This is a genomic window from Pseudomonas sp. KB_15, from assembly GCF_052114525.1.
Lineage (GTDB): Bacteria > Pseudomonadota > Gammaproteobacteria > Pseudomonadales > Pseudomonadaceae > Aquipseudomonas.
In genome coordinates this window covers 113,078-134,916 of the sequence record NZ_JBFREX010000014.1, presented here as the reverse complement: position 1 = coordinate 134,916, position 21,839 = coordinate 113,078, and the positions used below count along the sequence as shown (strand labels likewise).

General features: G+C 59.5%; 17 protein-coding genes. 9 read left to right on the top strand and 8 right to left on the bottom strand.

Annotation, left to right across the window (positions count from 1 at the left end):
- Window positions 1-25: 25 nt before the first annotated feature.
- The 8 genes from bcsZ to bcsE are packed head-to-tail and all read right to left on the bottom strand — an operon-like array spanning window position 26 to window position 10,348.
- A complete protein-coding gene (bcsZ, locus tag AB4Z35_RS14710) occupies window positions 26-1,150 on the bottom strand; it encodes a cellulose synthase complex periplasmic endoglucanase BcsZ (RefSeq protein WP_008003482.1) in 1,125 nt (374 codons plus the stop codon).
- A complete protein-coding gene (gene bcsB / locus AB4Z35_RS14705) occupies window positions 1,140-3,440 on the bottom strand; it encodes a cellulose biosynthesis cyclic di-GMP-binding regulatory protein BcsB (RefSeq protein WP_442097775.1) in 2,301 nt (766 codons plus the stop codon). The genes bcsZ and bcsB overlap by 11 nt, the downstream gene beginning before the upstream one ends.
- The gene (gene bcsA, locus AB4Z35_RS14700) at window positions 3,437-6,031 is read right to left on the bottom strand and encodes a UDP-forming cellulose synthase catalytic subunit (protein ID WP_442097773.1); all 2,595 of its coding nucleotides are present in this window, start codon (window positions 6,029-6,031) and stop codon (window positions 3,437-3,439) included. The genes bcsB and bcsA overlap by 4 nt, the downstream gene beginning before the upstream one ends.
- Window positions 6,028-6,747 carry a cellulose biosynthesis protein BcsQ gene (gene bcsQ / locus AB4Z35_RS14695; protein WP_442097772.1) on the bottom strand — a complete coding sequence of 240 codons (720 nt, stop codon included), beginning with the start codon at window positions 6,745-6,747 and terminating at the stop codon, window positions 6,028-6,030. The genes bcsA and bcsQ overlap by 4 nt, the downstream gene beginning before the upstream one ends.
- On the bottom strand, window positions 6,744-7,007 hold the full coding sequence (gene bcsR, locus AB4Z35_RS14690; protein WP_008003476.1) for a cellulose biosynthesis protein BcsR: 264 nt from the start codon (window positions 7,005-7,007) through the stop codon (window positions 6,744-6,746). The genes bcsQ and bcsR overlap by 4 nt, the downstream gene beginning before the upstream one ends.
- A complete protein-coding gene (bcsG, locus tag AB4Z35_RS14685; RefSeq protein WP_442097769.1) occupies window positions 6,977-8,620 on the bottom strand; it encodes a cellulose biosynthesis protein BcsG in 1,644 nt (547 codons plus the stop codon). The genes bcsR and bcsG overlap by 31 nt, the downstream gene beginning before the upstream one ends.
- A complete protein-coding gene (locus AB4Z35_RS14680; protein WP_238541700.1) occupies window positions 8,607-8,747 on the bottom strand; it encodes a hypothetical protein in 141 nt (46 codons plus the stop codon). Before AB4Z35_RS14680 ends, bcsG begins: the two co-directional genes overlap by 14 nt.
- Before the next feature lie 56 nt (window positions 8,748-8,803).
- Entirely contained in the window at window positions 8,804-10,348 is a 1,545-nt protein-coding gene (gene bcsE / locus AB4Z35_RS14675) for a cellulose biosynthesis protein BcsE (protein ID WP_442097768.1), read from the bottom strand.
- A gap of 646 nt (window positions 10,349-10,994) precedes the next feature.
- Here bcsE and AB4Z35_RS14670 point away from each other — a divergent pair.
- From AB4Z35_RS14670 to AB4Z35_RS14630, 9 genes are all read left to right on the top strand, one after another.
- Entirely contained in the window at window positions 10,995-11,882 is an 888-nt protein-coding gene (locus AB4Z35_RS14670; protein WP_442097766.1) for a TauD/TfdA dioxygenase family protein, read from the top strand.
- 18 nt (window positions 11,883-11,900) lie between these two features.
- A complete protein-coding gene (locus AB4Z35_RS14665) occupies window positions 11,901-12,926 on the top strand; it encodes an ABC transporter substrate-binding protein (protein WP_008003470.1) in 1,026 nt (341 codons plus the stop codon).
- Between the two features lie 5 nt (window positions 12,927-12,931).
- The gene (locus AB4Z35_RS14660; RefSeq protein ID WP_442097765.1) at window positions 12,932-13,792 is read left to right on the top strand and encodes an ABC transporter ATP-binding protein; all 861 of its coding nucleotides are present in this window, start codon (window positions 12,932-12,934) and stop codon (window positions 13,790-13,792) included.
- A 21-nt stretch (window positions 13,793-13,813) separates the two neighbouring features.
- Window positions 13,814-14,680: an ABC transporter permease gene (locus tag AB4Z35_RS14655; protein WP_442097763.1), complete on the top strand. Its 867-nt coding sequence runs from the start codon at window positions 13,814-13,816 to the stop codon at window positions 14,678-14,680.
- Window positions 14,681-14,800: 120 nt separating this feature from the next.
- Window positions 14,801-15,718 carry a LysR family transcriptional regulator gene (locus AB4Z35_RS14650; protein ID WP_442097761.1) on the top strand — a complete coding sequence of 306 codons (918 nt, stop codon included), beginning with the start codon at window positions 14,801-14,803 and terminating at the stop codon, window positions 15,716-15,718.
- A 218-nt stretch (window positions 15,719-15,936) separates the two neighbouring features.
- Window positions 15,937-17,469 carry an MFS transporter gene (locus AB4Z35_RS14645; RefSeq protein ID WP_442097759.1) on the top strand — a complete coding sequence of 511 codons (1,533 nt, stop codon included), beginning with the start codon at window positions 15,937-15,939 and terminating at the stop codon, window positions 17,467-17,469.
- Between the two features lie 26 nt (window positions 17,470-17,495).
- Window positions 17,496-18,560: an HlyD family secretion protein gene (locus AB4Z35_RS14640; protein WP_442097757.1), complete on the top strand. Its 1,065-nt coding sequence runs from the start codon at window positions 17,496-17,498 to the stop codon at window positions 18,558-18,560.
- Complete coding sequence (locus AB4Z35_RS14635) at window positions 18,557-20,134, top strand: efflux transporter outer membrane subunit (RefSeq protein WP_442097756.1); 1,578 nt, start codon at window positions 18,557-18,559, stop codon at window positions 20,132-20,134. The genes AB4Z35_RS14640 and AB4Z35_RS14635 overlap by 4 nt, the downstream gene beginning before the upstream one ends.
- 117 nt (window positions 20,135-20,251) lie before the next feature.
- Window positions 20,252-21,835: a glycosyltransferase family 39 protein gene (locus AB4Z35_RS14630; protein WP_442097754.1), complete on the top strand. Its 1,584-nt coding sequence runs from the start codon at window positions 20,252-20,254 to the stop codon at window positions 21,833-21,835.
- The last annotated feature ends 4 nt before the right edge of the window (window positions 21,836-21,839 follow it).

The following is a 21,839-nucleotide window of genomic DNA, read 5'->3' as shown; positions in this document are numbered from 1 at the left end:
AAGGCGCCAATTCGGGGGGCTCGATTCAGTGCGTGCATGGACTCGTCCAGTTCGGTTGCAGCCGCCCATCCTTGTCAAACCGATAGCGGTGTTCGTCCCAACCCTGGCCAAACATCACCAGCGATTGGTTGTAATAGGCATCGGCCAATGGCGCAGATTGACGCAGGTGTTCACGTTGCGCAGACAGTGCGGCAGCAGCCGACGCATCGCTGGCCAATAACGGTAAGAGTGCTGCCGAAAACCCGACCGGGCCTGCGCCCATGCTCTCGCCAGTGGCGGAATCAACGTGTTCCGGCACGTATCTCAGGCGCGCGGTCGCTTCAATCATGGGTTTGAAGTGATTGAGCAAAACGGTGCGCTCGGGGGCATCAGCCGCCAGCATGCCGACCCACAGATAGACACGAATCGCGTCGTAGCTACCGTCCGAGCCTTTCGCGTCGGATGAGAAACCCTGTCCGGCCTGCCACATCAGCCAGTCGGGTGCAAAGCCTTTGGGGGAACCTTCGATCAGCGCGCGCCGGGAGTTTTGCGCTACTTCGGTCCAAACCGGTGCTATGAGAGCAAATCGGGTCAACAGTTGCGGCGGCAGATAACTGAGGTTCAGGCGCCAGCCTTGGCTGGATTCGAAACCAACATCCCCTGGCAGCAACATAAGGCCAAGACCCGGCAGCTTGCGCAGCGTTTGTGCGGCGCTGCGCCATAGCAGGTGATTACCCAGCGCCAGGTAATCCGGCCTGCGCCACAGACGACCGGCTTCCAGCAGGCTATAGGCGATCCACAGGTCGGCGTCGCTGGCGTTATTGCCGTCGAGCACGCCCCATTGACCATCCTTGTCGCGCCCCCATTGCCAGGCTGGCAGATGAGCGCCCAGATCGCCGTCCGCCAGATTGTTGCGGGTCCAGGTCAACAGCCGATCGAAGCTTTTTCGATCGTTGGCCACCAGCGCGAAAAACAGCCCGTAGCTCTGCCCTTCAGACGTCGTTATCTGCTGTGGGGAGGACGCGTCTATTACCCGTCCATCATCACTGATCAGGTGCTGTTTGAAATTTTCCCAGGCCGGCCATACACATTGGCTCGCTCCCTGCGCAGGCAATGCCAGCAGTGGCAAGAACGCCGCAAGGAGCCGTGACCGGGCCGACTTATTCTTCATAAGCCAGACGACGACGAGCCGCCCATTGCAGGATGCGCCAAGTCAGGAATGCACTGAGCAGTACGCCAGACACCGCCATGACTGCCAGCAGGATCGGGTGTTCGGACAACTTGAACCAGAGCAGCAACCACCATGGCAGGCTGCCGACGTAGTAGTGATCGCCGACCATCTGACCTTGAACGCCACTGCTGCGAATCAACACCACAGAGCCAGCCACTGCATCGAGCTTGCCGCTGTCATTGAGCGTCTCGCGCAATAACTGGTAGCCGGAATCTTCAGTGGCCAGCAAGGCCACGATGCTGCGCTGTTCATGGGAAGGCGACTGCATGCCGACGATTGCTGCAATGGGACCGGTGGCCGAGACCTCGACACGACTGGCTGCAGGTTTGCCCGCGTCCTTGTTTTGCGACGAGCCAGGCCCCTGCATGTTCGCTTTCAACAACCCGTTTCGGGAGCTGTCCAGGAGCAGATTCATGTCGCGGTTATCGTGGATGTCAGTCGGTAAAGATCCGAGGATCAGCAGGTCTGCATCGCGCTTCGATACCTCGTCCCAGTTATCGCTCAAGGTCAGGTTTATGGCGGGCAGACCCGAGCGAGCCGAAATTCCGGCTACCGCTTCAAGGTACGTACTCAGCTGCAAGGCACTCGGCTGCGGCGGCACGATGACCACGGTCTCGGAAAGATCGGCCATGCGGCTGAAAGGAAAACCGCTGCGGGCGAACGCCGCCAGGTCAGGCATGGCGATGAAATGGTGATAGCCCGACATATCAATGGTCGACTGATCGTCGATAACTGCTTGAGTGTCCACTACTAAAGAAGTCTGGCAGCGATCGCGCTGGGAACTGCTGGTCGTCGTGGCGAAGCTGAAATTGAACCGCAGGTTGTTGCGGTCGCCAATTTTCAGCGCCGGGACCGACAGGTTTTCATTGGTGTTCGCCGACTCGCTGGACAACACCGCAAGGCGCAATTCTTCCAGTCGGTCATTGGTGTTGGCCAGCAGCGGCAGGCTGGTGATGAACTGATTGTTGAGGCTGATGTTCAGGCGCGAACCGTCATTGGTCGCCGATGGCGTGTAGCGATATTTGGTTTGCAGCGGAATGCCCTGGTTGCGCCAGACAAACAGATCCGGCGGCAAGTTGATATCCAGGCTGATTGGCAGTGGCTGCACGCCGCTGGTACGCAACTGCTCGGGGTACTTGATCAGCTCGGAGAACCGAACGGCCCGATCGGTACGCATCCAGTTCGGCGCGTCATAGGGTTGGCGCGGCTGAATCTGCTGCACCTTGTCGATGACAACCCGCTCACCTCGAAACAGATCACCACCCAATACCAACGCTTGCGCGGCGGCGGCCAGGTCGGCCTCGTCCCGGCCCAGCACCAGCAACACCTTGCTGTAGCGGTCAGTCGGGTTGTCGATCATCTGCACCACAGGCGCCTCAACCGGCGGGAACTGCTTCATGTCGGCCAGGAATGCCGGGCGATGATTGTTGGTGGCGAACACAATGGACGCGGTAATTGGCGTAGCGGCTGTCGCTGTGGGCAGTTGATCGAACAGCACCGGGAATTCCGTGCCGCGCCACGCAGCCAGGCTGCCGAAGTACGAGGCGAGAATACCCGCCGCGCGCTGTTCGCCAAGCGTCGGCGAAGCCGCGAAAACCATGTTCAGAACCGGCTTGTCATAGTCGCGCGCATCGTAAAAAGGCATCGGGAAATAGGCCAGATCGTTCTGCACGATCAACGCCTGCTCTTTCAGGGATACCAGGCTGGCCCGGCTGATATTGACCCACAGCGCGCTATTGGAAGGCTCTTCGCAAATGTCGGTGTAATGGCCGACAAACTCCAACCGTATACGGTTGAAGTCGCTGATCAGACGCGGATCAAGATCAACCTGGCGAACAGTCTTTTTACCCAATTGCTCCTTGTCGATGGGGATCACGCTCATCAACACGTCATTAAGGTAGACCCGCAGGTGCGACAGCGTTGGCAGGAGCGCCGGCGATGGCGTGTACACAAGTTGTAGCTTCGCATCGTTGGCGATGCGATCGCGCCGCATGGTGAATTCCAACTGATCGGTGTTATGCGTGCCTAGCAACAGGCTGTCAGCCACCCGCCCCAGCTCTGTGAAATTACGCGACACATCCCAGCTCGGCACGTTGGTGACGGTTTCCGGTACTGACACTGGCGCCGGTGGCTGCACCTTGGAAGTTTGCTCTTTGACGGGCTGCGCGTGGGCGCAACTCATTGCCAGCGACAGCAGGCTTGCCAGCGTGAAAGTGAAATAGCGACTCATGGTGCGCATTCCGATCGAGAAGTTGGAGAAAGAGGGGACGCTTTGGCGAAGCGCGGCACATAGCTGATCAGCCAGGCGAGCAAACGCACGAACGGTCGGGTCAGGGTTCGTGTCCAGGCGGGCAAGTATTGATACAGGCGGTAATAGCCGGTGGCGCCAAGACGCAGCACATCGATGAAACTGTGCAGCGGCCGGTCTGGAGCGAAGTCTTCATTCCAGTTCAACCAGGCGTCGGCCCGGGAAAAAGTGCATTGCACGTAATCGATTTTCTGTTGCGCAGTCAGCTCATTAAGCGCGATGCCAATAAAGTTTTTATGGCTGCGGCTGACGATGCCCGAGAATAGGAATTCCCGTTCTCCACGCTGCATCATCAGGAAAACCCGCTCGCCGATTGGCAGGGAAAGCTCAACGTCCAGTTGGACGCCGGTACCACCGTCGGAGTAATCCACCAGCAGGCAGGGATAGAAGCGCCCGTTTTGCAGACGTATCGCCGCCGGCAATTTGGCCTGCACACGGTGGGTCTCCCGCACCTGACGTACTTCAGCGGCAATTGCCACGGCAGCGCCCACGATCAGCAGGTTGTAAATGACCCACAGACTGCTGAYCAACGTGGTACCGATTTCATTGGCCGGCCCGTAAAACAAACGCCATACCGCAAAAAACAGGCCGGCTATGTTCAGCACCGCCAAAACCAGATACGGCCTGGCGATACCCCAGTCGAACTGGTCCTCCGTCATCAAGCCGCCTTTGGCGGTCACGTTGAATTTACCTTTTTTGGGATTGAACAGCGCAACGGTGGTTGGCCGCGCGATGTACCAGGCAAGTACCGTTTCATAGACCTCTCCCCAGAACGTCAAGCGGTGCTCTCCCTGCATGCGTGAGTTGGTCAGGCTGGCGTGAACCATATGCGGAATCACATACAGCATGATCATCAAGGCCGGCGCATAGATGATGTAGGCGTGCATCAGCAGGAACGCTAAAGGCGCGGTAAGGAATACCAGACGCGGCAGGCCCGCCAGAAAATGCAGCATGGCGTTGGCGTAGCAAATACGTTGAAAGATCGTCAGGCCTTTGCCCAGCAACGGGTTGTCAGTGCGGAAAATCTGCGCCATGCCCCGCGCCCAACGAATCCGCTGACCGATGTGTGCCGACAGGCTTTCAGTGGCCAGCCCTGCTGCCTGGGGAATGCGCACATAAGCCGAGTTCCAGCCCTTTCGGTGCAGGCGCAGCGCGGTATGGGCGTCTTCGGTGACGGTTTCCACGGCGAAGCCACCGATTTCATCAATTGCCGAACGCCGCAACACTGCGCAGGAGCCGCAGAAAAACGCGGCATTCCACATATCGTTGCCATCCTGTACCAAACCGTAGAACAACTCGCCCTCATTGGGCCGTTGCCGGAAGGTGTCGAGGTTGCGTTCAAAAGGATCCGGCGACAGGAAGTGATGCGGTGTTTGCACCAGCGCCAGCTTGGGGTCGCGCAGGAACCAGCCCACCGTGAGTTGCAAGAATGAACGCACCGGCACGTGATCGCAGTCGAAAATTGCCACCAACTCGCCATCAAGCTGCTTCAGCGCCTGATTGAGATTGCCGGCCTTGGCATGTTTATTGTCGTTACGAGTGATGTAATTCACGCCGGCCTGTTCGGCAAACAAGCGAAATTCTTCGCGCTTGCCATCGTCAAGTATCGAAATGCGCAACTTGTCGTGAGGCCAGTCGATACCGAGGGCGGCATATACAGTGCTGCGCACAATGGACAAGTCCTCGTTGTACGTCGGAATCAACAGATCGACCGTAGGCCACAGTCGTGTATCGCGAGGAAGTTGTGCAGGCGGGCGGTTCAACGGCCAGCAGGTCTGGATATAACCCAGCAACAGCACCAGCCAGGAGTACGTTTCGGCAATCAGTAACAATACCCCGCAGGCCAGATCCAGCGGACTGTCCCAGTTCAGGGTCGCGGTATAGCGCCACCACAGGTAACGGCAGGAAACGATGATCGACAGCATGATCAGCAGCAGCGTCGGAAACCGGCCGGGCATGCGCCGAATCACCATCGCTACGGCCCACAGCAAAATCACATAAACCAACTGCGATACGTAGTTGAAGGGCTGGGTGATACACACCACCACCAAGACTAACCCGACTGCAGCGCAGGTAAAGTCAAGCCAATGTTTTTGCCGAGTATCAAGGTTGCGCCGCCACCGGGCGCCTTCATGCATGGCCTTGCTCTCACTGGCGTGCCGCGGCAGCTCAGTGAGAAACGCACCAATGCGACTCCACAACCGCTGGTTCGACTGACCTACACGGCGCGCCCATTGCGGTGCAGTGCGCCGTCGGGCTTGCGGCCAGGGGCGGAATACCAGCAACCACAAGCTTTGCAGGGCAATACGCAAAGGGTCTCCAACACTTGGCGCCTTGCCGGCCAAGTGCGGATACCAGCGTTGGCGTTCCTCTCTGAGGCGCTGCCAGACCGGCGACTCCAGCCGCAAGAACAACCACGCCATGGCGGTGAATGAGGCCAGCCATAAAGCGGTCAGTGGGTGGCAGTCGTAACGACGACGCAGTTTCAGGTAAGGGAAGCAGTGCTCGATCATGCCATCTCTCGGCGTCGTGCCAGGCACCAGGTCGCCAGACTCAACGCATCTTGCGCCGCAAGGCTTTCCGGCGCGTATTGTCCTACTGGCTGCTTGAATGCCAATGCTTCGCGCATAGCCTCATCGGCGTGCACCGTCAGCGGCAAGAGACGAGTCGCATAGTATTGTCGCCAGATGAGCAGCAAATCGCGTTGCAGCTGGCTGCCCGGATCGTAGCGGTTCACCAGCACGGGATTGCTGCCCGCCTGCTGCAACAGCAGCACATGACAAGCCGCATCTGCCTCGGCCACCTGGATCGGGAGCAGGCAAGGACCAATGGCCGCGTGCCCCGACAAGCGCTGTGGCAGATCGAACAGCAGCCAGTCATAGTTGGCCGCCAGGCTCGCCTGACGCCGTGCCCATATCTGCGGGTCATGGATCAGTTGCTGCTCGATACTCATGGACTCTTGGGCACTCAGGCGACCATAAGGCAAGATGTGGAGAGTCGGCGTCAGGCCCCAGGCCTGCTTGTACCAGTCCTGGTCATCGAGCATCGCTCGCGCCCAACCCGATTTCCCGGAATCGCGCAGATTGAAATGAAGTGACAGTAGATTTTCCGGGGACATGTCGATCAGCAATACCCGCTCACCGAGGCTTTCCAAGGCATAACCGAGCGCCGCCATCAACGAAGTGGTGCCAACACCCCCACGTACCCCGCGCATACTCAGCGATGTCACTTACGCGCTCCGAACTTGCCCTGTCGCACTGGCTGGACAACCGGCAAAGGCACTTGGTCGCCACGGTCGTCAGTGATAGGGAAATCAGCCAGCAACGGCCAGCGTTTGAGCGCCCGGCTCAATTCAAGCTGCGCCGAAACATCGACGTATTCCAAGCTAGGCAGGCGCAGTTCGACTTTAAGCCGGGCGATATCATCGGCCCGCTCGTTGCGCGAGGGCGCCTGGTTTTTCAGTTGAATTTTTGCGGGTAAGGAAGCCATGTTCCATTCTCCTTGATCCGTACATAAGGCTTGCCGGCGTAGTCGAGGACAACGGTTCCAGCGTTTTCCGAGACCGCAGGTGTTTGCGGCAGATTGGCCAGCAGTGCCTGCCAGTCCGGACCCAACCCTTCACCTTGCGCTGGCGCGGCGTACAAGCGAGACATGATTTCCGACAGGGCCAGATAACTGCTCGGCCCTTTGACGAGAATCGGCTCCGATCGCGGATTCTTGCCCATGCCTACCAACTTGATGCCGACCGGCACATGGGTAATCGACGGGCTCGGAATTTCCCGCATGCCGGAAATCTGCATGCGGTCACCGTGCAAGGCAGCGCCATGCTCAGGCACGATCACCACCGCCACGCGGCGTCCACTCTTCTCCAACTCTTTGAGGAACGCGCTCAGGTCATCGATCATTGTTTGGGCGCGCGCCTTGTAATCGGCGCTCTTCGTGCCGCCATCGAGGGTCAGGGCGCGGTTGCCGTCATGCAACGTCGTGGTGTTGTAGAACAACGCCACCCTTGAATCGTTCTGCCCCTCGCGATGCTGCCACCACTTGTCCAGGACCTCACGATCACGCCAGATCGGCGAACCATCGAAAGCCACCAGGGCGCGCGGCAGATTGGTGATATTGACCTCCGGCGCCGGCAACGATCCCTGGGCACGAACTTCGTCGATAAATCCTTCGAACTTACCCGTATGGTTCAGCATGACTTCGCTGTTGTAGCCCAGTTTGCGCAGATCATCCATCAGCAGGCATTGCTCGGGTGCCACGTCGTAAAGCTTGCTGTGCGACTGCTGGCCGCAACTTGCGCGCAGCAACCGAATGGCAGCCGGCCCGCTGTAAGAAGTCGCCGAATTGAAGTTTTCGAACACCACATCCATCTGCTGCAACAAGCTGTTGTCATGCAAACCAACGGCGTCCAGATCGTCCCATGCCATTGAACAGATATTGATGAGCAGCAGGTCGAACGGTTGAGCAGCCGATTGCGACGGTTGGAATACCACTTGCCGACCGGCCTCGGTGCTGTAGAAATTTTGCAGGTAAGCGTCAAGCGTCGGGCTGTCCGGCTCCGCGCTAACAATCGGCGTACCTGCGGATACGGCCGCCTGCGTCGTGCTTTGTTGAGCAGGGGTATGCATTGCCATAAGCCCTGCTCCGCCGAGCCAGGCGAAACCGGCCAGCGTCAAAGTGGTCAGGCGCAGCCACTGGCGCACGAAGAAATACGCCACCACCAACAGCAGCAATGCGCCGCAAAGGTGCGGGTCAATGAAACGACCGGCCAGGTCAAGCAGATAATCCCCGGTGAAATTCAGTACGCCAGGCTGGTCCAGCAACCGACTGAACGGCGGCAGCCAAGTGTCCTGATAGAACAGCGCCACACTCAACGGTATGGCGATCAACGTGCGCAGCAGCGACAAGTATCGATTGCGAAGCGGCACAAGCAATACAGCGGCGAAAACCAGGTTCGGCAAGATCTGCAAGTTCAGATGACCGCTCCACAGCAGCGCCAACTTGATGAGGAAATAAAGATTCCACAATCCCAGACCTGGCCAGGTCCAGGCGCTTTGCGTTGCTGTCGGGTTTACCTCGAATCGCTCAGGACTGTTCATGTACATCTCTCACAACGGGCGCTACAGGTTTGCGCCGACGCACACCCCGCGACTGCAGATAACGGGGTGGCATATATCGTTGAAGCCCGCGATTGATGCGCTGCAAGAGACTGCGCAGCACAAGCATTGACGCTACAGTCATGAGGCAACTTGCCGCGATGACCTGTAGCAATTGGGTGTAATTCATGAACAAGGCTCCGACAGCGGCAGCGTAATGCGTTGTGGCGCGTAGCCGCTTTGGCTGATGGCGTGTGTCAAATCAGCGGTTGCCTGCCCGGTGGCCAGACGTGAAAGTTCAAGATCCTGGGGGGCGTCGATGAAATCCTGACGCGGCAGTACGTCCGCACCGGAAAGCACCTCGCAATCGCTGAAAATATCCCGCCATGGCAAACGGCAGATGTTTCCCAGCGCTGGTTCCAGCCCGTCGGCGCGGCAAGCGAACAGGAAAAGATAAAACACGCCATCAAGAACGCATGCGACATCGCCGAAGCGACGCAAGGTGATCTGGCTCAAGTACTGGTCGATGTTCAGATCGCCCCGTGGGCGTAATCGCAATAATTGATGAGCAAGCTCGCCCGAAGCACCGCTGTAGACCTCATCAAGCAGGTCAATAAATTCACTTGGGGGCAATATCCCGCGCCGTGCAGGAGGACGCAGTCGTGCAAACAACGACTGGATATCAGCTGTCTGACGATGGCGCCAGATCTGGCCTTGGGCGCTTTCCACCATGCTCAGGAAGTTCGCCAGCGTGGTCTTGGCCGGAACGATCAGGTTGGCTCCGCAGGTCAGTAACAGGCGCTCGTCGCGGTAGCGCAGGCAAGCTTCAATTTCCCGCACGATGATCTTCAGGGCAGCACCACATTGCTCTCGTAACTTGTGTAACTGCCGAGCCAGTGGCTCTACATCCTGGTTGCTTTCCAACGTCACGATCACGCAGGCTGCGCGCGCGTGGGAAGCCTGCTGCAGCAGATCGACGCGGTGCTCGAAAAGGCGCCATTGCTCTGACAACGGCGCCGTCCCTTCCAGAGCTGAACGCTCGGTCAGGTAGATACGCTGGTCGTCGGTACGGGTTTGCGAGGGGTTGGATAGCTGCGAAGCACTCAAGGAAAAACCACTGTCGGTCGTTTCCAGGTCAAAGGTTTGAGCAGCGCAAACACCCAGTTGGCTGTGCCAGAAGTTCAGTTGGTAATGAATAGCACCATCTTGGCGATACAGTTGTGCCAAGCCGGAAAGTTGCTCATTGAGACTTGACAGGCGTTCGTGCAACAGGGGCGCCTGACCGCTGCAAAGTACTAACAACGTGCAGTCAATGCTCAATAACCATTGACGGGTACTTTCACACCAGCGTTGTAACTGATTAGTGCCCAGCGTTTCCAAATGGACCGAATTCAGCATTAACACGAGATAGCTGTCGCGCGTGATTTTAGTTCGCTGTAAATCCGAGGTCAGGACTGTGAAGGCAAGACGGGTAGAGGCATCGTGAGGCATGTCAAACATGCGCAGCTCAGATGGCCCGCAATCAGCAGCCATAGACTCGACGACAGCTTGAGGGTCGGTGCCGCTGCATACCAACGTGGCAATATGCTCTTGCGACAAACCTGATAACAACTGGCGAGCTAAAATTTCCGCATCGGTTGCACGGTCCAGGGTGACCCAATATAACCGCCCCTGGCGCAGCAACATTTGCTCATCTTGCAGATGCCGGATGGCTAACGTGACATGACCCAACGCCTTCTACTCCAACTGTCCGAATGCACCAAAAACTCAGCCCGAACGGTTAAGTATCGGCAAAATTTGAAGGCCGCTCACTAAGAAACAAAGGTATCCAGGCGTTGCTGTCGCCTCGACACGGGTCTCAATGAAATGATGAAAATCACTCTCGGGCGACTAACCCGGAAAGAGCTGTCATGGGACCAATCAAAATATGGGCCATTTTCAGCGCGCAAATGATGGGATATCAAAGTGCCTGTGTCAATATTTTGTAACTGATAGCGTTGGTAGTGAATTATTGGCAAAATACCGTCATGTTTTTGGCGAATTAAACATTTGTCGTCATCAGGGCTCGTAGCACGTTGAATGCAGTGTGTCAGCCAATTGGCGAATTCTGTGCATACTTGGATTCCCACTCCAGCAGATTTATACCCACCCTTGTGGAAGGCGTTCTTAGGGATGGCAATGTCTAAAGCAGCAGACAACAAAAGCCATATGATTATTCCATAAGGGTATTTAAATTGCGCTTCTTATACCTATAAAGTCACACCCCTGCGTACCTGCCGACCAATCGGCGCGCCGCACGACACGAACCAACACGGGACCTCCGTGAGTTTCTGATCGACGCGCGCGCCCTTGAGCGTGCCGTGCGTGGGAGTGATTTATGTCAGCCGTTTCAGCATCGCCAGCCATCGCGCCACAATTCTTTGAAATCCGTCCGTTCAGCGGTGCGGTGGGCGCCGAGATCATCGGCCTCGATTTGTCCAGTCCGATCAATGATCAGGACTTCGCCCGCATTCACCGCGCGCATCTGGATCATCACGTGGTGGTGTTCCGCGACCAGCGCATTACCCCAGAGCAGCAAATCGATTTCAGCCGCCGTTTCGGCGTCTTGCAGATCCACGTGCTCAAGCAATTCCTGCTGGCCGGGCACCCGGAAATCCTCATCGTTTCCAACATCGTCGAGAACGGCCAGAACATTGGTCTGGGCGATGCCGGCAAGTTCTGGCATTCCGACCTCTCCTACAAGGTACTGCCAAGCCTGGGCTCGATGCTGCATGCCCAAGAGCTGCCGTCCGAGGGTGGCGACACTCTGTTCGCTGACATGCACAAAGCCTGGGACAGCCTGCCCGAAGCGCTGCGCAAAGCGGTCGAAGGCCGCTCGGCGGCGCACTCCTACACGGCGCGCTACAGCGAGACCAAATTCGAAGGCAACTGGCGCCCGACCCTGACCCCTGAGCAACTTGCCCAGGTCGCTGAAGTGGTGCACCCAGTCGTGCGTACCCACCCGGAAAACGGTCGCAAGGCATTGTTTGTCAGCGAGGGTTTCACCACCCGCATCGTTGGACTGCCGGACGACGAGAGCCAGCAACTGCTGGCCGAGCTCTACGCCCACAGCGTGTTGCCACAAAACATYTACCGCCATCAATGGCAGSCCCAYGACCTGGTGTTCTGGGACAACCGTTCRCTGATYCACCTCGCCGCCGGATGCCCCAGCCATCTGCGCCGCAAGYTGTWTCGCACCACCATACAGGGCGATGCGCCTTTCTGATTTGTCGGAGATCTGATCATGTCCAAACGTCTTCCATTCGCACCGCTGGCCGCGGCCATCGGCCTGGGTTTCAGCCTGATCGCCGGCAGCCTGGTGGCACCGACCGTGGCTCATGCTGAAGGTGAAATTCGCATCGCCGAGCAGTTCGGCATCGTTTACTTGCTGCTCAATGTGGTGCGCGATCAGAACCTGATCGAGAAATACGGCAAGCAGGAAGGCATCGACATCAAGGTCGACTGGACCCAGCTCTCGGGCGGCGCGGCGGTCAACGATGCGTTGCTGTCGGGTTCGATCGACATTGCCGGTGCCGGTGTTGGCCCGCTGTTGACCATCTGGGATCGCACCCATGGCAAACAGAACGTCAAGGCCGTGGCTTCCCTGGGTAACTTCCCGTATTACCTGGTGAGCAATAACCCCAAGGTCAAAACCATCGCCGACTTCACCGAGAAGGACCGCATCGCGGTGCCCGCGGTGGGCGTGTCGGTGCAGTCGCGCTTCCTGCAATACGCGGCGGCCAAACAGTGGGGTGACAAAGACTTCAATCGCCTCGACAAGTACACCATCGCCGTTCCGCATCCCGACGCGACAGCGGCGCTGGTGGCTGGCGGCACCGAGTTGAGCGGGCACTTCTCCAACCCGCCGTTCCAGGATCAGGAACTGGCCAATCCCAATGTGCACGTGGTGCTGAACACCTATGACCTGCTCGGTCCGAACTCGCCGACGGTGCTGTTCGCCACCGAGAAATTCCGCGACGAGAACCCAAAAACCTACAAGGCATTCATTGATGCGCTGACCGAAGCGGCCACCTTTGCCCAGAACGACAAAGGCGCGGCGGCGGACACTTACATCCGCGTTACCAAGGCCAAAATCGACCGCGCCGCGTTGCTGAAAATCATCGATAACCCGCAGTTCGAATTCAGTGTCACGCCGAAAAATACTTACCCGTTGGCCGAGTTCCTSTACCGCGTCGGCGCGATCAAAAACAAACCGGATTCGTGGAAGGAYTACTTCTTCCAGGACGCCAAACCGCTGCAAGGGAGCTGATCGCCATGAACGCTCCTTTGCAAGGCCACACGGTCAGCAAACCGATCGCGGCAGCCCAGGCGCTGCTGTCGGTCGATAACGTCAGCCTGGAGTACCGCACGCCGCAGCGCGTGGTGCGGGCGACCCATCAAGTCAGTTTCGAAGTGGATCCGGCGGACCGTTTTGTCCTGCTCGGCCCGTCCGGTTGCGGCAAGTCGACATTACTCAAGGCCGCCGCCGGCTTCATCCAGCCCGTCGAGGGCGAGATCCGTCTGCAAGGTCAGCGCGTCGATGCCCCGGGGCCTGACCGGATCGTGGTGTTCCAGGAGTTCGATCAACTGCCACCGTGGAAAACCGTGAAACAGAACGTGATGTTTCCACTTCTGGCCTCGAAAACCCTCAAACGCAGGGAGGCTGAAGAACGAGCGCTGCACTATCTGGAAAAAGTTGGCCTGAGGGCGTTTGCCGATGCCTATCCGCACACCTTGTCCGGTGGCATGAAGGCTCGAGTCGCCATCGCCCGGGCGCTGGCGATGCAGCCGAAAATCCTCCTGATGGACGAACCCTTCGCTGCCCTTGACGCCCTGACCCGGCGCAAGATGCAGGAAGAATTGCTGCTGCTCTGGGAAGAGGTGCGTTTCACGCTGCTGTTCGTCACCCACTCCATCGAAGAGGCGTTGGTGGTGGGCAACCGCATCCTGCTGCTATCGCCGCATCCGGGGCGCGTGCGCGCGCAAGTCCATTCCCATCAATATGATTTGCACAGCCTCGGCGGCGTGGCGTTTCAGGAGTCGGCGCGACGCATTCATCGCTTGCTGTTTGATGAAGGTCAGTCGGCGGAAACCGAGCGTGAGCTGGATTTCGCCGACATCCGCATCGCTTATTGAGCCAGTTGAGAGGAGGGCCCGATGAGCCATTTATCATCCCCGCGTGAAGAGTTCGAAACCGTTTTGCAGCCACTGACCAGCGTGCCGCTGGAGCGTGAACTGCCGCTCGGTCAACGCCTGTGGCAACAGGGCTGGTTGCGTAAAAGCCTGATCCTGGTGTTGCTCGCAGTGCTCTGGGAAGCCGTTGCGCGCTATCAGAATAACGATCTGCTGCTGCCGGGCTTTGTGCAAACCGCTCACGCGCTGTACGACGGCCTGCTCAGTGGCGAATTGCTGGACAAAGTGTGGATTTCCCTGGGGGTGCTGCTCAAGGGCTACCTGGTCGGCATCGTCCTGGCATTCGCCCTGACCACGCTGGCAGTGTCGACGCAATTCGGTCGCGACCTGCTCAGTACCCTGACCTCGATGTTCAACCCGCTGCCGGCCATCGCCCTGCTGCCGCTGGCGCTGCTGTGGTTTGGATTAGGCCAGAACAGCCTGATTTTCGTGCTGGTGCATTCGGTGCTTTGGGCCTTGGCGCTGAACACCTACGCCGGGTTCCTCGGCGTCTCGGAAACCCTGCGCATGGCCGGGCGCAACTACGGCCTCAAGGGCATGCGTTTCGTGTTGTTCATCCTGATCCCGGCGGCGCTGCCATCGATCCTCGCCGGACTGAAGATCGGCTGGGCATTTGCCTGGCGTACGCTGATTGCTGCTGAGTTGGTGTTTGGCGCAACCAGTGGCAAGGGTGGGTTGGGCTGGTACATCTTTCAGAATCGCAATGAGCTGTACACGGACAAGGTGTTTGCCGGGTTGGCGGTGGTGATTCTGATTGGGTTGCTGGTGGAGAATCTGGTGTTTGATTCGTTGGAGCGAGTGACGGTGAGGCGCTGGGGGATGGTGCGTTGAATGTCTGATTGTGTGATGTCCGCGTTGGCTTCTTCGCGGGCCAGTCCGCTTGCACAATGGCTGAGTGGAGTTTGCTAGCATTGCGCCTGAATCAATAAAGATCAGGCACGAGTGCTCACCATGCAATTTCCGGATATGAACCTGCTAGTCGCCCTCGACGCCTTGCTCGACGAGGGCAGTGTGGTGGGCGCGGCGCGGCGGATGAGCCTGAGCCCGGCGGCCATGAGCCGGACGTTGACGCGCATCCGCGAAGCCATTGGCGATCCGATCCTGGTGCGTGCCGGCCGTGGCCTGGTGCCGACCCCCAAGGCGCTGGCGTTGCGCGAGCAGGTGCGCAGTGTGGTGGAGCAGGCCGGGTTGCTGTTTCGTTCGGCCGATGCAGTGGAGCTGAGTTCGCTGCGGCGGCGTTTCAGTATTCGGGCCAACGACTTTTTTGTCGGCGTCTACGGCGGCAAGCTGTTCGACACCCTCGACCGGCAGGCACCGCATTGCGAATTGCGTTTCGTCCCGGAAGGCGATGGTGATGATGAAGCGTTGCGCGAAGGGCGGATCGATCTGAGCGTCAGCAACACCCGGCCATTGACCCCGGAAGTGAAGGTCCAGAACCTGTTTTCCACCCACTTCGTTGGCCTGGTGCGCGAGGATCATCCGCTGCTGGACGAAGAGATCACGGCGGAGCGGTACGCGGGTTATTCCCACATCAGCATGTCCCGGCGCGGGATTGCCCGGGGGCCGATCGATACCGCGCTCAATGCCCTGGGGCTGGAGCGGCGGGTGGCGGTGATCGCGCCAAGCTTTCATGCGGCGATGTTTGCCTTGCCCGATTCCGACCTGATTCTGCCGGTGCCCAAGGAAGCCTTGCTGAGTGTGCGGCGGCTGGGATTGAAGCTGCGCTCGTTCAACCTGCCTGTCCCGTTGCCAACCCTCATGCTGACCCAGGCCTGGCATCCGCGCTTCGACAAGGATCCGGCACACCGCTGGCTGCGTGAAACGTTGAAAGCCTGCTGCGATGAAACGTGGCTGGCTGCGCAACCATGAACTGATCAGTTCCCCTGTGTGAGCGAGCTTGCTCGCGATGAGGTCGGCAGTCTCGACATCTGCATTGACTGAGCCACCGCCATCGCGAGCAGGCTCGCTCCTACAAGGGTTTTGTATTGTTGCGTCTGGCACACTTATAACCTGCCAATAAGTTGATTTTCGTCAGGCATCACGCTTTTTAGAATGCTTCGGTCTTTCCACGCCGGAGCTCGCAGTACATGACTTCCCTTACGGTCACGGCACCTGTCGCTACGGCCAGCACGGCAGCCGCTTCGCCGGTCTTCGGCCCGCGGATCATCGTCGGCCTGGCGGGCGTGCTGCTGGCGGTGCTGGTGTCGGGCCTGAACGAGATGGTGACCAAAGTCGCCCTGGCCGATATCCGCGGTGCATTGGCCATCGGCTACGACGAGGGCACCTGGCTGGTCGCCTGTTACACCGCGACTTCGGTGGCGGCCATGGCTTTCGCGCCGTGGTGCGCGGTGACGTTCTCGTTGCGGCGTTTCACCCTGTGCGCCATCAGCCTGTTCACCCTGTTGGGTGCCTTGTGCCCCTTTGCCCCGAATTACGAAAGCCTGTTGTTGCTGCGCACCTTGCAAGGCCTGGCGGGCGGTGCATTGCCACCCATGCTGATGACCGTGGCCCTGCGGTTTCTGCCCGCCAACGTGAAGTTGTATGGCCTGGCCGGTTATGCCCTGACGGCAACGTTCGGCCCGGGTCTGGGCACGCCATTGGCCGGGTTGTGGACCGAGTATGTCGGCTGGCAATGGACCTTCTGGCAAATCATCGCGCCGTGCCTGATTGCCATGGCCGCGGTGGCGTATGGCTTGCCCCGGGACCCGCTGCGTCTGGAGCGCTTCAAGTCCTTCAACTGGCGCGGTGTGCTGTTGGGTTTTCCCGCGATCTGCATGCTGGTGATCGGCATCCTGCAGGGCAATCGCCTGGACTGGTTCGAGTCGAATCTGATCTGCGGATTGCTCGGTGGCGGGCTGTTACTGCTGGTGCTGTTCTTGACCGGCGAGTGGTCGCAGGCGATGCCGTTTTTCAAGATGCAGATGCTCGGCATCCGCAACCTGTCCTTTGCCCTGCTGACCCTGGCGGGCGTGCTGGTGGTGTTGCAGGCGGTGATCATCATTCCGTCCAGCTACCTGGCACAGGTCCAGGGTTATCGCCCGGTGCAGACCGCACCGATCATGCTGCTGGCGGCGCTGCCGCAATTGATTGCGCTGCCGTTGGTGGCGGCGCTGTGCAACTTTCGCTGGGTTGATTGCCGCTGGGTGTTGGGCATCGGCCTGAGCATGCTGGCGCTGTCGTGCGTTGGCGGATCGCAACTGACATCCGTGTGGATTCGCGACGATTTCTATGTGCTGCAATGGCTGCAGATTTTCGGTCAGCCCATGGCGGTGTTGCCGCTGCTGATGCTGTCCACCGGCAGCATCAACCCGATGGAAGGGCCGTTCGCATCGGCCTGGTTCAACACCGTCAAAGGCCTGTCGGTGGTCATCGCCACCGGGGTGATCGAGGCGTTGACCACGGCACGACTGCATTTTCACTCGACCATGCTGGTCGACCGCCTCGGCAACTCGCCACTGGCCGAACACGACAGCGCAGGTCTCGCTCATCGTCTGCATGAGCAAGCGGTGGTGCTCACTTCCTCTGATCTTTACCTGTGCATGGCCGGTATCGCCGTGACCTTGATTCTGCTGATTTTCTGGCTGCCGACGCGGATCTATCCGCCGCGCGCACCGACCTGAATGCTCCATTGATACAGAAGGTTTTTATGAACACTCAAGCAAAGCAGAAAGTCGCGGTTGCCGTGGCCGCCGCAGTGGCCGTCGGCGTGTTGCTGTACCTGGCGATGCCCGGCTTGTTCGGCAAGCGCACCCAGCAGAGCACCAACGATGCTTATGTCTCGGCGGATTTCACTTTGGTAGTGCCGCGGGTTGCCGGGTTTATCAAGCAAGTGCTGGTCGAGGACAATCAGCAGGTCAAGGCCGGGCAGTTGCTGGCACTGATTGATGACCGGGACCTACGCGCCGCCGCCGAGGCCGCTGACGCCGAAACGCTGGTGGCCAGGGCGCAACTGCAAAACGCCCGGGCGACCCTTGAGCGCCAGGCGTCGGTGATTGCCCAGGCGCAATCCTCGGTGGTTTCGGCCAAGGCGGAAATGGCGTTTGCCGAACACGAGTTGAGCCGCTACAACCACCTTGCCGGGGTGGGCGCCGGCACGGTGCAAAATGCACAACAAGCGCAAACGCGCATCGACCAGGCCAGCGCGCGATTGGCTAATACCACGGCGGTGCTGGCGGCGGAACGCAAGCAAGTGGACATCCTCACGGCCCAGCGCGATGCGGCAGAAGGTGGCCTGAAACGAACGCAAGCGAAGCTGGAAATGGCCAGCTACGAGTTGTCCTATACGAGGATCGTTGCGCCACAGGACGGTATGGTCGGCGAACGCGCGGTGCGAGTCGGCGCCTACGTCACTCCGGGCAGCAAAATCCTCGCCGTGGTGCCGCTGGCGCAGGCTTATGTGATGGCCAATTTCCAGGAGACCCAACTGACGGATGTGCAACCGGGGCAGGCTGTGCAAGTGCGCGTCGACAGCCTGGGCGGTGCGGCACTCAACGGTCGTGTCGAAAGCATTGCACCGGCCACCGGGGTGACGTTCGCCGCGGTCAAGCCGGATAACGCCACTGGCAACTTCACCAAGGTGGTGCAGCGGATTCCGGTGAAAATCGTGCTGGAGCCGGGACAAGCGCTGACCGAGCGCTTGCGGGTGGGGATGTCGGTGGAGGCGAGTATTGATACCGCAAGTGATGTATCGCGTGAGGTGACTCAGCGATGAAAACCTGTGTTGACGGTGCGGACGCCATCGCGAGCAAGCTCGCTCCCACAAGGGTTGTTCGCGATGTACAGGATTTTCGTATCACAGAAAGTCCATTGTGGGAGCGAGCTTGCTCGCGAAGGGGCCAACTGTCGCAACTTACCTTGAGTGTCTTGCTCGCTATGAGCCTCAGTGCCTGCACCGTCGGCCCCGATTTCCAAAAGCCCGAAACCACACAAATCGCCGAATGGGCAAAACCGGCCAAATCCGGCGCCAGCCAGGCCGTCGCCGAAACGATGGACGAGCGCTGGTGGGAAGTGTTCCACGACCCGAAACTCTCGGCCCTGAGCCAGCGCGCCCTGACCGACAACCTCGACCTGAAATTGGCCAGCAGCCGCTTGCAGCAAAGTCGCGCGGTGCGTCAGGTCATCACCGCCGAGCGCTACCCCAACACGGCCGCCAGCGGCCGTTACGGACGCAATCGCAACAGCGGTGAAGGCTTGAACGACCCGTCAGGCCACAACGGCCAATCCGCCTTCAATCTGTGGGATGCCGGCTTTTCCGCCTCCTGGGAGCTGGATTTCTGGGGCCGCGTGCGTCGGGAAACCGAAGCTGCCGACGCCACCCTGGAAGTCGCCGAGAACGACCGACGCGGTGTGCTGCTGTCGGTGCTGGCCGAAACTGCCCAGGACTACATTCAATTGCGCGGTGTGCAAAACACCCGGGCCGTCACGGAGCAAAACCTCGACGTCGCCCGGCATAGCCTGAAACTTTCACAACTGCGCCTGACCAACGGCGTCGCGACGGATCTGGATGTCGCCGAAGCCGCCGCGCAGGTGGCGGCCATCGAGTCACGCCTGCCCGCACTGGAGCAGCGCCAGTGGCAACTGATCAACGCCTTGAGTCTGTTGATGGGCGAACCGCCCCAGGCATTGGCGGCGCAGTTATCCACAGACGCACCGGTGCCACAAACGCCGCGTCAGGTCGCCATCGGCTTGCCCTCGCAACTGGCTGAACGTCGGCCGGACATTCGCCAGGCCGAAGCACGGCTGCATGCCGCCACAGCCAGCATTGGCGTGGCCAGGGGCGATTTCTATCCTCGAATCACCCTGTCGGGGAGCATCGGTTCCCAGGCCATGCAACTGAGCGATTTCGGCTCCTGGGGTTCACGTTCGTTCGGGATCGGCCCGCAATTGAGCTTGCCGTTGTTCGACGGAGGCCGTTTGCGTGGCGTGCTCCAATTGCGTGAAGCACAACAACAGGAAGCGGCCATTGCCTATCAGCAAACCGTGTTGCGCGCCTGGCATGAAATCGATGACCAGCTGACCGCCTACAACGCCAGCCAATTACGCCGTGACAGTCTGGCCGAGGCCGTGCGTCAGAACCGCATTGCGCTGGACACCGCGCAACAGCAGTACGTGGAGGGCGTGGTGGATTTCGTCACCGTACTCACCGTACAAGGGGCGTTGCTGGCCACGCAGGAGCAGTGGGTCGAGAGCTCGACCGGCGTGTCGCTGGCGGCCGTCGGGTTGTACAAGGCGTTGGGTGGAGGCTGGGAGTCGGTGTATCCCTTGGCCGAGACGGCGCAGCGCTGACGTTTCAGCCGCCGACTATCGCTCCATTAGCGGGCCAGCATCGACGTTGCTTGGCTTGAAGCGCTAAAGTGAAGTGCAAACAATCCGGCTGGTCACTGAACGTTGCAAGGGGAAGCAATGGAGGCGCGCAGAGAAACGCCGATGGGCGACACTCAGGGACCTCACGCCAATCCTGGTTTCGCCAGGGGGGCGCAACCACTGATCCGCTGGGCGCGAGAGCATTGGCTGGTGCCGATTCTGATATTGGCCGCACTGGTGCGCTTTTACGATCTGACCGCTGCCGCGATTTGGGGCGACGAGGGTTCCAGCCTGTTGCTGGCCCGTTACTCAATACCTGACATCTGGGTGCACGCCGCCTACGACGTGCACCCGCCGCTGTACTTCATGCTGCTGCACGGCTGGATCGCGATGTTTGGCGACGGCATATTGTCGATCCGCTGCCTCAGTGCCCTGCCGGGGATTGCTTCGGTAGGGCTCGGCGTGTGGCTGGTCGATCGGCTCGCCACCCGCCGAGCCGCGATACTGGCCGGTTTCCTGTTGGCCCTGCTACCCACGGCGGTGCGATATAGCCAGGAAGTGCGCATGTATTCGCTGCTGGGGTTGTGGTTGCTGGGGGCAACCATTGCGCTGGTGTACTGGATCCGCAAGCCGCAGCGCCGGCGCTATCTGGTGATCTATGTCGTGCTGATGAGCGCGGCGTTTTACACCCATTACTTCACGGCCCTGTGTGTGCTCTGCCATTGGTTGTACCTGGGGATCATCCGCGTGCAGTCGGGCCATCGTCTGCGGCACATCCAGCGGGGTGACTGGTGGCTGGCCAATGTGGCTATCGTGGCGCTGTATCTGCCGTGGTTGCCGGGGTTTGTCGACCTGCTACGGCACCTGGATCAGCTCAAGGCCAATGGCGACGTTGGCTGGGAACTGCCCGTCAGCCTGGATTCCTTACCGTCGATGGTCTGGTCGTTGCTGACCCAGGACGACGGCGAAAACCTGCCGTCACTGGTATTTATTGCCTTGCCGCTGGCCTTGCCGCTGTTGGTGTGGGTGGCGCTGGCACGTGACCGAAGCGTGTCCCGCGGCAGTGCGTTGCTCGCGGTCTACACCTTTGTCCCGATGCTGCTGGTGTTTGCGGTGTCGTTTTTTTCGCCGATATTCATCGAGCGCTACCTCACCGCGTATGCCCTTGGCCTGCCGTTGCTGGCGGCATTGGCGATCGATCGCTTGTACTCCGGTTCCCGGGTGCTGGCCCTGACGGTGCTGGTGCTGTTCGTCGGTGTGGAACTGGTGGGCCTGAAAAACAATGCGACGGTGGACGTCCATGATCAGGTCAATGTCCTGGTGGAAGACGTCAACCTGCATTTTCAGCCGGGGGACCGGATCGTCACCAGCGACATGCTCTGGTACTTGAGTTACGTCTACTACAACCGCACCGAAACTCAGCCTCTGCTGTACACCCCGCCACGGGCCGATGGCACTTCGAGCCGGCCGAACGAATATGGTTTCGGTACCTTGACTACGCCAGACGTGTATCTGGACCACTTGAGCGATCTACCCAAGGGCACTGAACGAATCTGGTTGATCGGCACCGCTGACGTGCCGGACGAATTCGCACCTTTGCCGGCGCAGTGGCATATCGCTCGTCAGATGAAGGCCGGTGGTGCCGGTGCGAGGTTGTACCTGTCCGGCAATGCCGGGCAATGAGTGG

What these genes read in the sequence shown, in the direction of transcription:
- AB4Z35_RS14650 (WP_442097761.1), top strand. Translation starts at nt 14,801, where the DNA reads ATGCAATTTCCGGATATGAACCTGCTAGTCGCCCTCGACGCCTTGCTC.
- bcsZ (WP_008003482.1), bottom strand. Translation starts at nt 1,150, where the DNA reads ATGAAGAATAAGTCGGCCCGGTCACGGCTCCTTGCGGCGTTCTTGCCA.
- AB4Z35_RS14645 (WP_442097759.1), top strand. Translation starts at nt 15,937, where the DNA reads ATGACTTCCCTTACGGTCACGGCACCTGTCGCTACGGCCAGCACGGCA.
- AB4Z35_RS14680 (WP_238541700.1), bottom strand. Translation starts at nt 8,747, where the DNA reads ATGCTTGTGCTGCGCAGTCTCTTGCAGCGCATCAATCGCGGGCTTCAA.
- AB4Z35_RS14640 (WP_442097757.1), top strand. Translation starts at nt 17,496, where the DNA reads ATGAACACTCAAGCAAAGCAGAAAGTCGCGGTTGCCGTGGCCGCCGCA.
- AB4Z35_RS14630 (WP_442097754.1), top strand. Translation starts at nt 20,252, where the DNA reads ATGGAGGCGCGCAGAGAAACGCCGATGGGCGACACTCAGGGACCTCAC.
- AB4Z35_RS14660 (WP_442097765.1), top strand. Translation starts at nt 12,932, where the DNA reads ATGAACGCTCCTTTGCAAGGCCACACGGTCAGCAAACCGATCGCGGCA.
- bcsB (WP_442097775.1), bottom strand. Translation starts at nt 3,440, where the DNA reads ATGAGTCGCTATTTCACTTTCACGCTGGCAAGCCTGCTGTCGCTGGCA.
- AB4Z35_RS14655 (WP_442097763.1), top strand. Translation starts at nt 13,814, where the DNA reads ATGAGCCATTTATCATCCCCGCGTGAAGAGTTCGAAACCGTTTTGCAG.
- AB4Z35_RS14635 (WP_442097756.1), top strand. Translation starts at nt 18,557, where the DNA reads ATGAAAACCTGTGTTGACGGTGCGGACGCCATCGCGAGCAAGCTCGCT.
- bcsG (WP_442097769.1), bottom strand. Translation starts at nt 8,620, where the DNA reads ATGAACAGTCCTGAGCGATTCGAGGTAAACCCGACAGCAACGCAAAGC.
- bcsR (WP_008003476.1), bottom strand. Translation starts at nt 7,007, where the DNA reads ATGGCTTCCTTACCCGCAAAAATTCAACTGAAAAACCAGGCGCCCTCG.